This window comes from Pseudomonas sp. PHC1 (genome assembly GCF_046487845.1).
In the GTDB taxonomy this organism is placed as follows: Bacteria; Pseudomonadota; Gammaproteobacteria; order Pseudomonadales; family Pseudomonadaceae; genus Aquipseudomonas; species Aquipseudomonas sputi.
In genome coordinates this window covers 150,089-162,874 of record NZ_JBJXHJ010000002.1, presented here as the reverse complement: position 1 = coordinate 162,874, position 12,786 = coordinate 150,089, and the positions used below count along the sequence as shown (strand labels likewise).

The 12,786-nt window shown below is 61.7% G+C and carries 12 protein-coding genes; 5 read left to right on the top strand and 7 right to left on the bottom strand.

Annotation, left to right across the window (positions count from 1 at the left end):
- Positions 1–392 precede the first annotated feature (392 nt).
- On the top strand, positions 393–1,769 hold the full coding sequence (locus tag ACKJSM_RS03250; RefSeq protein ID WP_236178887.1) for an L-serine ammonia-lyase: 1,377 nt from the start codon (positions 393–395) through the stop codon (positions 1,767–1,769).
- A gap of 436 nt (positions 1,770–2,205) precedes the next feature.
- Positions 2,206–3,309 carry a GlxA family transcriptional regulator gene (locus ACKJSM_RS03245; protein ID WP_236178888.1) on the top strand — a complete coding sequence of 368 codons (1,104 nt, stop codon included), beginning with the start codon at positions 2,206–2,208 and terminating at the stop codon, positions 3,307–3,309.
- Positions 3,310–3,466: 157 nt separating this feature from the next.
- Here the strand turns inward: ACKJSM_RS03245 and ACKJSM_RS03240 are convergent, their stop codons facing one another.
- The 6 genes from ACKJSM_RS03240 to ACKJSM_RS03215 all read right to left on the bottom strand — a co-directional run bounded on the left by ACKJSM_RS03240 (position 3,467) and on the right by ACKJSM_RS03215 (position 8,746).
- Positions 3,467–3,727: a hypothetical protein gene (locus tag ACKJSM_RS03240; protein ID WP_085688602.1), complete on the bottom strand. Its 261-nt coding sequence runs from the start codon at positions 3,725–3,727 to the stop codon at positions 3,467–3,469.
- Between the two features lie 273 nt (positions 3,728–4,000).
- The gene (locus ACKJSM_RS03235) at positions 4,001–5,161 is read right to left on the bottom strand and encodes a gamma-butyrobetaine dioxygenase (RefSeq protein ID WP_410236606.1); all 1,161 of its coding nucleotides are present in this window, start codon (positions 5,159–5,161) and stop codon (positions 4,001–4,003) included.
- Between the two features lie 24 nt (positions 5,162–5,185).
- Complete coding sequence (locus ACKJSM_RS03230) at positions 5,186–5,662, bottom strand: thioesterase family protein (protein WP_410236605.1); 477 nt, start codon at positions 5,660–5,662, stop codon at positions 5,186–5,188.
- 140 nt (positions 5,663–5,802) lie between these two features.
- The gene (locus ACKJSM_RS03225) at positions 5,803–6,768 is read right to left on the bottom strand and encodes an L-carnitine dehydrogenase (RefSeq protein ID WP_410236604.1); all 966 of its coding nucleotides are present in this window, start codon (positions 6,766–6,768) and stop codon (positions 5,803–5,805) included.
- A gap of 70 nt (positions 6,769–6,838) precedes the next feature.
- The gene (locus ACKJSM_RS03220) at positions 6,839–7,726 is read right to left on the bottom strand and encodes a 3-keto-5-aminohexanoate cleavage protein (RefSeq protein WP_039768000.1); all 888 of its coding nucleotides are present in this window, start codon (positions 7,724–7,726) and stop codon (positions 6,839–6,841) included.
- A gap of 75 nt (positions 7,727–7,801) precedes the next feature.
- Entirely contained in the window at positions 7,802–8,746 is a 945-nt protein-coding gene (locus tag ACKJSM_RS03215; protein ID WP_236178891.1) for a choline ABC transporter substrate-binding protein, read from the bottom strand.
- A 193-nt stretch (positions 8,747–8,939) separates the two neighbouring features.
- On the opposite strand from ACKJSM_RS03215, the gene ACKJSM_RS03210 reads away from it, so the two are divergent.
- On the top strand, positions 8,940–9,884 hold the full coding sequence (locus ACKJSM_RS03210; protein ID WP_065260197.1) for a GlxA family transcriptional regulator: 945 nt from the start codon (positions 8,940–8,942) through the stop codon (positions 9,882–9,884).
- A gap of 69 nt (positions 9,885–9,953) precedes the next feature.
- Positions 9,954–11,126, top strand: coding sequence for a hypothetical protein (locus tag ACKJSM_RS03205; protein ID WP_410236603.1), 1,173 nt, complete (start codon positions 9,954–9,956; stop codon positions 11,124–11,126).
- Here ACKJSM_RS03205 and ACKJSM_RS03200 read toward each other — a convergent pair whose 3' ends face one another.
- Positions 11,127–11,543: a DUF3010 family protein gene (locus ACKJSM_RS03200; protein ID WP_410236602.1), complete on the bottom strand. Its 417-nt coding sequence runs from the start codon at positions 11,541–11,543 to the stop codon at positions 11,127–11,129.
- 261 nt (positions 11,544–11,804) lie between these two features.
- Here ACKJSM_RS03200 and ACKJSM_RS03195 point away from each other — a divergent pair, with 261 nt between their 5' ends.
- Positions 11,805–12,770, top strand: a complete 966-nt coding sequence (locus ACKJSM_RS03195; RefSeq protein ID WP_410236601.1) for a tyrosinase family protein — start codon at positions 11,805–11,807, stop codon at positions 12,768–12,770.
- Positions 12,771–12,786: the final 16 nt, after the last annotated feature.

The following is a 12,786-nucleotide window of genomic DNA, read 5'->3' as shown; positions in this document are numbered from 1 at the left end:
ACCACCGCACTTATGGGTTGCGGTTGGATGGCGTTCTGGAGACAGCTCTACCGCAGCGCCTTGCAATCGAGTCGATACGATCATGTACCAGTGAAAATCTGACGCCTACCGGGTGCGTCGTATCCAGTACAGGGATGGTCGCATCCAGTGTCAGTGACGTCGTTTACAGCTTTTTTCTGCCCTTTCTGGCCATCTGAACCGCATAAAAACGGCGAAAACACGGGCTGAAACCGGCACGGCGTTTGTGGGCATGAGTACGTCGGTGTGAGACGCCGAACGACCCGGGAAAAGCCTGATGATGCGGGCATTCCGGCGGATCGCAGCTTGAGCGTAGCAGCTCCGCCAGCGGGCGCTTCACGCCCCGGACCGGCATTCTCAGGAGCTCTGCAGCAATGGCTATCAGCGTTTTCGACCTGTTCAAAATCGGCATCGGCCCTTCCAGTTCCCACACCGTCGGCCCCATGCGCGCCGCCGCTCTGTTTGTCGAGTCATTGCGCGACAGGCACCTGCTGGAGCAAGTACGTCGCGTCGAGGTGCAGTTGTTCGGTTCGCTGTCCGCCACCGGTGTCGGTCATGGCAGTGACAACGCGGTGATCATGGGCCTGATGGGCGAGTGGCCGGACGCGATCGACCCGTCGCAGATCGGCCCGCGGATCCAGGCCTTGCGCGAAACCCACACGCTGTTGCTCGACGGTCGTTTGTCGGTGCCCTTTATATGGGCCCGCGACATGCGTCTGATCGACGAGAACCTGCCGTTCCACCCCAACGCCATGACCCTGGTTGCCGAAGGCGATCACGGTGAACTGCATCGCGACACCTACTATTCGGTCGGCGGCGGTTTTGTGGTGGACGAGGCGCAGGCCTCCAGCGGCGTGGTGGATCTGGATCGCACCGAGTTGCCCTATGATTTTTCCAGCGCGGTAGAGCTGTTGGAACTGTGCAAGACCCACAACCTGCGCGTGGCCGAATTGATGATGGCCAACGAGAAGGTCTGGCGCAGCGAAGAGGAAATCCGCGCCGGCCTGATGAAGCTCTGGCGAGCGATGCAGGATTGCGTCGAGCAGGGCCTCAAGCACGAGGGCATCCTGCCCGGCGGTCTCAATGTGCGCCGTCGCGCGGCGAAGTTGCACCGCAGCCTTCAGGAACTGAACAAGCCCAACGTGATCGGCTCGACCCTCAGCGCCATGGAGTGGGTCAACCTGTTCGCCCTCGCGGTGAACGAGGAAAACGCCGCCGGCGGTCGCATGGTCACGGCACCCACCAACGGCGCGGCGGGGATCATTCCGGCGGTGCTGCACTATTTCATGAAATTCAGCGAGGCGGTGACCGACGCCAACGTGGTCGACTACTTCCTCGGGGCGGCGGCGGTGGGAATACTGTGCAAGAAGAACGCCTCGATCTCCGGCGCTGAAGTGGGTTGCCAGGGGGAGGTCGGTTCGGCCTGTGCGATGGCGGCTGCAGGGCTGGCCGAAATCCTCGGCGCAAGCCCGGAACAGTTGTGCAACGCGGCGGAAATCGGCCTCGAACATAACCTCGGCCTGACCTGCGATCCGGTGGGCGGTCTGGTGCAAGTGCCGTGCATCGAACGCAATGCGATTGCGGCGGTGAAGGCGATCAACGCGGCACAGATGGCGTTGCGTGGGGACGGTCAGCACTTCATCTCGCTGGACCGGGTGATCCGCACCATGCGTGATACCGGCGCCGACATGCATGACAAATATAAAGAGACCTCTCGGGGCGGCTTGGCGGTCAGCGCGGTGGAATGCTGATACCGCCAGACCAGTCAAAACTGCGCACCAAGTGAGCACCGGATATCAAACGCGCCACCTTTTGGCGCGTCGCTATCAGATAAGAGCCTTTCCCACCTCCAGCGCCTGATTCGAAGACGCTACCGTCCGTCACCTGTGCCTGCGGTGACACTGTAGGACAATCGCGCGCAGGCCAGTTCCCACAAGTGCTACCGATTTGCTCACACGCTCCGGGGCAGGGCTTTCGCGGCCGCTGATGGCACTTCGAATTAGCCTTCGGCGGAGCGCTTGTATAGACGCATCGCTACGTCGTTTTCAGGAGTTATTGAACAGCCATTCAAATTTAGGCATGGCATTTGCTCTGTCATAACCAAGCCCGTCTCACGCAAGAGAACGATGGCAATAACAAGAGCCTCCGCCTGAGGCCATCACCCGCTTTGTGTGAGGAGATACCGCGATGACGTCGTTCAACTCAGGGGCTCAAACCCAGAACCGTGCGCCTCAATCCATCGGCTTTCTGCTGCTGGACAATTTCACGCTGATTTCCCTTGCGTCGGCAGTCGAACCGCTGCGCATGGCGAACCAGTTGTCCGGTCGCGAGCTGTATCGCTGGACCACCCTCACCGTCGACGGCGGTCAGGTCTGGGCCAGTGACGGTCTGCAGATCACCCCCGACGCCTCCATGCATAAAGCCCCGGCCCTCGACACCGTTATCGTGTGCGGCGGGATCGGCATTCAACGCACGGTGACCCGTGAACACGTCTCGTGGCTGCAAAGCCAGGCGCGCCAGTCGCGCCGCCTCGGTGCCGTGTGCACCGGCAGCTGGGCCCTGGCCTGCGCCGGCCTGCTCGACGGTTTCGATTGCAGCGTGCACTGGGAATGTCTGGCGGCGATGCAGGAAGCTTTCCCGCGCGTTGCGATGAGCACCCGTTTGTTCACCCTCGACCGCAACCGTTTCACCAGCTCCGGCGGCACCGCGCCGCTGGACATGATGCTGCACCTGATCAGCCGCGATCACGGCCGTGAACTGTCCGCCGCGATCTCCGAGATGTTCGTCTACGAACGCATCCGCAACGAACAGGATCACCAGCGCGTACCGCTCAAGCACATGCTCGGCACCAACCAGCCGAAACTGCAGGAAATCGTTGCGCTGATGGAAGCCAACCTGGAAGAGCCGATCGACCTCGACGAACTGGCGGTGTACGTCGCCGTGTCCCGTCGCCAGCTCGAACGCCTGTTCCAGAAATACCTGCACTGCTCGCCGTCGCGCTACTACCTCAAGCTGCGCCTGATCCGCGCCCGGCAATTGCTCAAGCAGACGCCGATGTCGATCATCGAAGTGGCGTCGGTCTGCGGCTTCGTCTCGACGCCGCACTTCTCCAAGTGCTACCGCGAGTATTTCGGCATTCCGCCGCGTGACGAGCGCGTCGGCTCCAATACCACCCAGCAGGTGGCGATGATGCCGCTGCCGCAGGCCATCGTGATGTCGCCGCTGTCCGGGCCGATGTCGGCGCTGAGCCAGGCGCGCAACGAGTCAACGTTCGCCAGCGTGCGTCTCTAAAAGAAAGATCGCAGCCTGAAGGATCGTTCCCACGCTCTGCGTGGGAACGCAGCCCGGGACGCTCTGCGTCCCCAGAGACCGAACGCGGAGCGTCCGTTGAGGCATTCCCACGCGGACGGTTCGACGCCTCGACGTGGGAACGATCACGCCCAAGTCTTCAGGCGCGGGTTTGCTGATACTGCGCCAGGGCCGGCAGCAACTGCTTGTCGATGGCTTCGCGCACGATCGGCTGAATGCTCGCACTGCTGGTGTACATTTGCTTGACCATGGTGCGCAGCGTGTTGGCGCGCACATCGTCCAGACCCCGCACCGCGCACTCGCAGGCTTGCTGGGCAGTAGAGCCCGACGGTACTTCGAATCCCAACGACTTGAGCTGGCCCAGCAGGTCTTCCTGATCAATCAAATCGGCATACATCATGACGCGAATCCTTCTTCGGCAACGGAGGTCGTGGCTCGATTCTGGTAGGCCTGCACAGACACGGCAAGGGCGATTTGTCGCAGTGGCCGCGACGGCTATGAACAGGTCGTTTTCGACTAACTCGCCGGCAGGGGGAGTGGGCACACTGGCTTCAGCTTGCTTCACGAAGGTTTGGTCACCCTCGCCACGGCAGCTCCTCAACAGTACCCTCGCCCCGATCCTGTCACGGCTTGTATCGGGGCTTTTTTTGCCTGCGAACAGCGTTGACGCGGGCTAGCGCTGCAACACCAGAATCCGCGACAGCAACTCATCCCGGTCGATGTAGCAGCCCTGAAAATGCCGGGCTCCGGTGGCCGGATCGAACGCGTTGCGTGCGTGCAGGGTACGGCGGTTGTCGAAGCACCAGAGCTCGCCCGGACTGAGCCGCTGCACCACCCGAAAGCGTGGCTCGCGGGTCATGGCGATGAAGCGTCGGTAAGCGCGATACAGCAGGGGCATCTGCTCCACGGACGTGTCGAACGCGCCCCGCAGGAAGTTGGCCATGCGGATTTCCGCAACCCGGCCCAACGCATCCAGGGCGATGATCGGCGCCAGGCAGCGATAGTCGCTGTGGCGATCCTTGTTGCGAAACTCCACCGGGATCTCGCACAGCGCCCGAAACGACGCGGGATCTTCCTGGCGCAGGGCTTCGGCAATCGCAAAGCCGTCGACGAAAATGCTCTCGCCGCCCTCCGCGTCGTTCACCAGACAATGCAGAAATTGCAGCCCCGGTTGCAGCTCGCGGGTTGGCAGGTCGGTGTGCAATGGCAGGTTGAATGCGGTGTAGGCGTTGCTGTCGGCGTCGGCCTTCGATTGCACGTTGAACAACACGCCGAAGTTGCTCTCGCGGATGAACGAAATGCGCTGGGCGATCAGCTTCAGTGAACCGGGTGCGGTGGGCACGCCGCGCACCTGGGTCAGGCCGATGTCGCGTACCGCCAGCAACCATTGCAGCAACGCGGCGTTGTCGTTCATCAGGGCTGCATAGTCGAACACCGGCAACTGCAAATCGCTGCGCCACAGGAAGGGTTTCGGTTTGGCGGCGAGGCGTTCGTGGCGGGATTCGTCGTCGTAGGCATGGGCGCGCAACCAGCCGGCATCGAAGCGGCTGAGGTGGCCGTCCTGCCAGTCGATGCGCAGACAGCCATCGGTGTCGATGTGCACGGCGGAGGGCGACAGATCCTGCGCCACATCGACGATCTCGAACACCTGTTCGCGGGTGACGCTGTAGACGCAGTGCGGACACGGACAGTTGTCGCGCAGCCACACATGGTGGAACGGGCTGACGCGCCCGTCGGCCCATTCGATCAGGACGCGATCCGCCAGGTTCTGCACGCCGTTCAGCGCGCTGATCAACGGATAGGTACGGAAATCGGCAACGGCGGCGGTTTGCATGACGGCTCCTTTCGATGGGTGGATTTACCGGGCTGGGGGCAGGGCGATGACCCGGCCGATGTAAGCGGGAGCGGTCAGATCGGCCTGCTCGGCGACGATGGCTTGCAGACGGCCCAGGGTGTCCGGGGTAAACGGTGCGGAACGCGGCCCGGCCAGATCGACGTGCAACAGCATCTGTTCGTTGCCGGCCAGCTCCTTGTCACCGCCGGCCAGGTGCAGGCTGTGATAGAGGTGCAGGCGTTTCTGGTCGTGGCCGATGATCTGCGTGCGCACCTCGACTTCAGCATCGAGCTTCACTTCGTGCAGGTAGTTGAGGTGCAGTTCGAGGGTGAACAGCGAGTGACCACTGGCTTCGCGGTTGTTGCTGTCCATGCCGAGGCGATCCATCAGGGCGTCGGTGGCGTAGCTGAAAATCAGCAGATAGAAGGCGTCGCGCAGGTGGCCGTTGTAGTCGACCCAGTCGGGGATGATGCGGGTTTGGTAGGTGGTGAGGGTGGGCATGTTTTCTCCTGATGCGATCGTTCCCACGCTCTGCGTGGGAACGCCTCCTGTGACGCTCTGCGTCACGCTTTTGGGACGCGGAGCGTCCCGGGCTGCATTCCCACGCAGACGGTTCGACGCCTCGACGTGGGAACGATCGGTTACTCGCTGAAACTCATCCCGTGCTTTTCTTTGGTGGTCTTCACCGCCTCAAGCACCGCCAGCAGGCAATCATCACGATAGCGCTCCAGCGCCGAAATACTGTGCCGGCCCAGTTGCTCGCGGGTGCCGTCCACCACATCGTCGATCAACTTGTCGGTCAGTTCCGGTGCCGGCAGGTAGGTCCATGGCAGTTGCAGCGCCGGGCCGAACTGCGACATGAAGTGACGCATGCCGGCATCGCCACCGGCCAGGGTGTAGGTCAAAAACGTACCCATGAATGACCAGCGCAGACCGGCGCCAAAGCGGATCGCATCGTCGATTTCGCCGGTAGTTGCCACTCCGTCGTTGACCAGATGCAGCGCCTCGCGCCACAGCGCTTCGAGCAGGCGGTCGGCGATAAAGCCCGGCACTTCCTTGCGCACATGCAGCGGGCGCATGCCGAGGGCTTCGTAGACTTTCATCGCCGCCTGAATCGCTTGCGGCGCGGTGTTCTTGCCGCCGACCACTTCCACCAGTGGCAGCAGGTAAACCGGGTTGAACGGGTGACCGACCACGCAGCGTTCCGGGTGGGTCGAGCTCTCGTAGAACTCGCTCGGCAACAGGCCGGAGGTGCTGGAGCCGATCAACGCATTCGGCTTGGCCGCTGCACTGATCTTGCTGTGCAGCTCCAGTTTCAGTTCGAGGCGTTCCGGGGCGCTTTCCTGGATGAAATCCGCATCGCGCACGCATTCTTCAATGGTCGCCACAAAGCGCAGGCGATCCTGCGAAGCACCCGGCGCCAGACCGTTTTTCTCCAGTGCGCCCCAGGCGTTGGCCACGCGCTTGCGCAGCGCCGCTTCGGCGCCCGGCGCCGGGTCCCAGGCCACCACGTCGAGGCCGTGGGCGAGGGCGCGGGCGACCCAGCCGCTGCCGATGACGCCGCTGCCCAGTGCTGCGAAGGTTTTGATTTCGGTGATAAAGCTCATGGTCACTTCCTGGAATGAGGCAAAAAAACGGTGGGCGTCAATGGCCCGCCCACCGGGGGAAAGGGGGATGTCAGCCGCGCTGGGTCAGGCCCATTTTCTTGCGACCTTCAGCCGGGGTCAGCACGCGGGCGCCGAGGCGGCTGAGGATCTCGGTGGCGCGTTCGACCAGTTGGCCGTTGGTCGCCAGCACGCCTTTGTCCAGCCACAGGTTGTCTTCCAGGCCGACCCGCACGTTGCCGCCGAGCAGCACCGCCTGCGCCGCCATCGGCATCTGCATCCGGCCGATGCCGAACCCGGCCCACACCGCGTCGGCGGGCAGGTTGTCGACCATGGCTTTCATGGTGGTGGTGTCGGCCGGCGCACCCCACGGAATGCCCAGGCACAGCTGGAACAGCGGGTTGTCGAGCAGGCCTTCCTTGATCATCTGTTTGGCGAACCACAGGTGACCGGTGTCGAAAATCTCCAGCTCGGCCTTAACGCCCAGTTCGGTGATGCGTTTGGCACCGGCGCGCAGTTGGGCCGGGGTGGAGACATAAATGGTGTCGCCGTCGCCGAAATTCAGGGTGCCGCAATCCAGGGTGCAGATTTCCGGCAGCAGTTCTTCGACGTGGGCCAGGCGGGTCAGCGGCCCGACCAGATCGGTGTTCGGGCCGAACTCCATCGGGCTCTCGCCCGGGCCGATTTCCAGGTCGCCGCCCATGCCGGCGGTGAGATTGACGATGATGTCGACGTCGGCTTCGCGAATGCGCTCCATGACTTCGCGGTACAGCGCCACGTCGCGGCTGAACTTGCCGGTCTGCGGGTCACGGACGTGGCAGTGCACGACCGTGGCGCCGGCCTTGGCCGCTTCCACCGCGGCAGCGGCGATCTGTTTCGGGGTGACCGGCACGTGTGGGCTCTTGGCGGTCGTGTCGCCAGCACCGGTGAGTGCGCAGGTGATGATGACGTCGTGGTTCATGGTGCGTTTTCCTTCAGGCGTGATGGGTCTGTTCGCAGCCCGTGGCGGGCTGCGAAGTGGTTCGTTCGTTGCGGTTTACTTGCTGGTGAGCTGGAGGTTCTCAGCCGCCGGTTTGCCATCGAAAGTGGTGACGCCTTCGAGCCAGCGCTGTTTGTCCTGCGGGTGATCCTTGAGCCATTGTTTGGCCGATTCGAAAGCGTCCTTGTGATCGAGCAGCGGCTGCATCATCCGGCTCTCGTCTTCGGCGGTGAACGTCAGGTTGCTCAGCAGGCGGCTGACGTTCGGGCATTGTTCGGCGTATTTCGGCGCGGTGACGGTCCACACGGTGGCCATGCCTTCGTTCGGGCCGAGGGCGTCGTCGCTGCCGGTCAGGTAGGTCATCTGCACGTTGACGTTCATCGGGTGCGGCGCCCAGCCGAAGAACACCACGGCCTCCTTGCGACGCACGGCGCGGTCAACGGCGGCGAGCATCCCGGCCTCGCTCGATTCCACGAGCTGGAACTTGCCGAGACCGAACTGGTTCTTGGCGATCATCGCCTTGATCTGGGTGTTGGCGCCCGAGCCGGGTTCGATGCCGTAGATCTTGCCGCCCAGTTCTTTCTCGAATTTGGCGATGTCGGCGAAGGTTTTCAGGCCCTTGTCGGCCAGATAGGTCGGCACGGCGAGGGTGGCGCGCGCGTCCTTGAGGCTTGGCGCTTCAAGCACCTTGACCTGGTTGGCTTCGACGAACGGGGTGATGGTCTGGGTCATCAGCGGGTTCCAGTAGCCGAGGAACAGGTCCAGACGCTGGTCGCGGATCCCGGCGAAGACGATTTGCTGGGACGCGCTGGTTTGTTTGGTGCTGTAGCCGAGGCCGTCGAGCAGTACCTGAGCCATGGCGCTGGTGGCGATCACGTCGGTCCAGTTCACGACGCCCATGCGTACGTTCTGACAGGATGCGGCATCGGCTGCCATGACACTGGCGCTTAAAAACGCGGTACCACTGAGTGCGAGAACACAGCTGCTGATCAGTCGTTTCATGTCGGGTTCCTCGGCAGGTCGTTATTGTGGGTTCCGGTGTCTGATGCGCCGGTGATGCTCAAATTACGCAGCAATGCCCCCGTAAAAACGCACTGCGGCGACCAGCTATTGCACTGCAGCGACCTGTGCTCTTGAATGCCGCCGACAACTGGCGTATCAACGTTGCACGCTACCCGCGAATCGAGTGCGCGCCATGTCCCAGGATTTCTACTTTCTGTTGATGCCGGGTTTTTCCGCCATCGGTTTCATCTCTGCGATCGAACCGCTGCGGGTGGCCAATCGCTTTCGCGGCGAGCTGTACCGCTGGCACGTGTTGAGCGCCGATGGCGGGGCGGTGCTGGCTAGCAACGGGATGTCGGTCAACGCCGATGCGGCGCTGGAGCCGCTGAAGAAAGGGGCAACGCTGCTGGTAGTCGCCGGTTTTGAACCGCTGAAATTCGCCACCCCGGCGCTGGAGCACTGGCTGCGACGGCTGGACAACGAAGGCGTGACCCTCGGCGCCATCGACACCGGCAGCTTCGTCCTTGCCGAGGCGGGCCTGCTCGATGGCCATCGCCTGACCCTGCACTGGGAGGCCATCGACGCCTTCAAGGAATCTTATCCACAGCTCAGCGTTACTCAGGAGCTGTTCGAGATCGACCGTCGGCGCATCACGTCTGCCGGCGGCACCGCGTCCATCGATCTGATGCTCGACCTGATCGCCCAGGCCCATGGCCCGCAACTGGCGATCCAGGTCAGCGAGCAGTTTGTATTGGGGCGGATTCGTCCGCGCAAGGACCACCAACGCATGGAAGTCGCCACGCGCTACGGCATCAGCAACAAGAAACTGGTGCATGTGATTGGCGAGATGGAGCAGCACAGCGAACCACCGCTGACCACGCTGGAGCTGGCGGAATCGATCAAGGTGACGCGCCGGCAACTGGAGCGGTTGTTCCGTCTGCACCTGAACGACACGCCGAGCAATTTCTATCTGCGCTTGAGACTGGAAAAGGCCCGGCAACTGTTGCGCCAGACCGACATGAGCGTGCTGGAAGTCAGCATCGCCTGCGGGTTTGAATCACCGTCGTATTTCACCCGCAGCTACCGGGCGAAGTTTGCTCGGTGTCCGCGGGAGGACCGACGACGGGAGACCGTTTGACGGACAATTATAGTTAATTATACTTTGTGGTATAAATTATAGTTGTTTGAATAATTGAGTGTAAAAACCATGTCCAGAAGCAACGGCTTCGTCTTCCGCCGCCCCGCTCTGGCCCGCAGCGTTGCCGATGGTCTGGTGGGTGCAGGTTTGCAGGATTTCACCTCCGGCCTGTTTCTGGCAGCGCCGCGTCGCACGGGCAAAAGTACCTTTCTTCGAGAGGATCTGATCCCGGAATGCCAGGCCCGAGGCTGGCTGACGGTTTACGTCGACTTGTGGGCCGACAAGGAAAAAGACCCTGCCGACCTGATCGCCAGTGCCATTGCCGGTGCCTTGGCACCCTTTGAAAAGGGCATCCGCAAACTGGCGAAGAATCTCGGCATCGAAAAACTCAGCTTTCTGCGCACCTTGTCCTGGGATTTCACCAAGCCGCAACTGCCGGCCGGCGCGACCCTGACGCAAGCGCTGGAACTGCTCCACAGCGCCGCCGAAAAATCCGTCGTGCTGGTGATCGATGAGGCCCAGCACGCGCTCACCACCGCCGCGGGCATCAACGCGATGTTTGCCCTGAAGGCTGCACGGGATCAGCTCAATCAGGGACGGGAAGGCGAGGGCAGCGGTTTGCATCTGGTGTTCACCGGTTCCAATCGCGACAAACTCGCCCATCTGGTGCTGGGCAAGAGCCAACCGTTTTTCGGCTCGAGCATCACACCCTTCCCGTTGTTGGGGAGAGAGTTCACCCAGGCGTACACCTTGCACCTCAACGCCCATCTGGCCGAGACCAATCAGTTCAGTGCCGCCGATATCGACGATGCCTTTGAGTTGGTGGGGCGGCGCCCGGAGATGTTGCGCACCATCATTGGTGAGGTGGCACTGGAGCTGGGCGAGGCCAGCAATCTGGGGCGGTTGCTGCAGAGCCGTGCCGAACTGTTGCGCGCAGGCGTGTGGACCGAGTTCGAGAGCGCCTGGAACGCGCTGACCATCCCTCAGCGCGCCGTGCTGGAGGTGATGGTGGAGCGCTCACGAAACAACGAGCCATTTGCGCCGTTCACTGACAGCACGCTCATGGCCGTCGGCAAGGCCCTGGAAAACATGGGCAGCGACGTGGTGCCGGGCACCCAGACCATTCAGGCCTGCATCGATGCCCTGCGCGACAAGGAGCTGGTGTGGAAGTCGAGCCGTGGGGGCTATGCGCTGGAAGACAAGTCCTTCGGCGACTGGCTGAGCGCGCGTAAAACGGGCTAGTTACTTCTTCACCAATGCCGAGCACGCTGCCTTGTAGGCTTCATGCTGATACTTGTTCAGCGTGCCCGGCAGCTCGAAATTGTGCTTCTTGGCCTGGGCATTGATCGTCTGCGGCGACAGCAGCGTCACCTCGCAACCGTCCAGCAACTGAAACACACCCTCGATCTTGAACGTGGTCGGCCCACCGGCAAACTCGCCCTTCTTGCTGCGCTTCTTGATCGCGATGCGATCAATGGCGTTCTCGCGCACGAACGATGCGACCTGCGCGGCGAACCGTTTGACGTTGGCCGCCTCGTCGTCATCGTCCAGCGCTATTTTCTTGGTGCTCAGCGCCACATGGCTCAGCACCGAACCGTCGAGGGACGCCACGGCGATGATTGCTTCACTGCCTTTGATTTCGATACCGCAGATATTCATGTGAATCCCTTGATTGGCTGAAGAGGTGCAGCTTACAGCTCAAGCTGGTTGGCGGTGATGCCAAATGCCGCTGCAATCTTCGCGCAAGTAGCCTTGCACCGAAGCTCGGTAAGGGCGACGCCGAATTTCCGTTTGTCGGATACAGACCGCTACCTGTTATTTCTGACAGTAGATCCTTATCGACATTGCTTCGAAGATTGATGCGAGGGCCATCACCGGTTCTGAACCCAAGAACGACTGTTCCGGCAAAGGAGTCGCACAATGATCGTCAGGAAAGAAATTCGCTCGCACACAGCCTTCGAGCGGGCCGCATTCATCAACTGTCTGCTCGCCCTCAAGCGCAATGGGGGGTACGACAAATATGTGCACTGGCATCACCAAGTGATGAAACCCACTGTGCATCCTTGGGAACCGCAAGATCCTGAGTATCGAAATGGAGCCCACCTCGGTCCGGCATTTCTGCCATGGCATCGAGAAATGTTGATGCAGTTCGAGGCGGATTTGCTTGCGATTGATCCTCAAGTGACTCTGCCGTATTGGGACTGGACTCAGGACGCGTTTGATCCGACAAACTCACCCGTCTGGAGTGATGAATGGATGGGCGGCAATGGCAGCCCAGGTGATCATGATCGAGTACAGACCGGACCTTTTGCTCACCAGTACGGAAACTGGCCGGTTCCGGCCTACCCGGAAAACGGTGAGACGGAACCTGGTCTCAAGCGTCAGTTCGGCGTTCTTGTGACCTCGCTTCCGACGTCTGCAGACGTAGACATGGCGATGCGAGAGTGGTTGTACGACACGCCGCCTTACGATTCCGGCCCATACACCAGGGGATTTCGCAATCGACTGGAGGGGTGGATCACGCAACGAGGTGATCCTCAGGTCACAACCCCGGGTTCGCAGCTGCACAACCGCGTCCATCTGTGGATAGGGGGCAACATGTTGGCCATGACCTCCCCTGAAGATCCGGTGTTCTTCCTGCACCACTGCAATATCGACAGGATCTGGGCGAATTGGCAGGCACAAATGGCGCTGGACAATCCGCAATGGGCTCCGCATTACACGCCGATCAGTGGTGGGCCACCCGGTCATAACCTTGATGACACGCTGGCGCCATGGACGAGAACCGTCAGACACGTCATGGACATCCGCGCGTTGGGTTATGAATACGCGCCCATCCCGTCGTTGCAGAAGCGTCCCTTCAAGTCGCCTTTCATGGCGTCATGAGAATGGGGTGTCATCA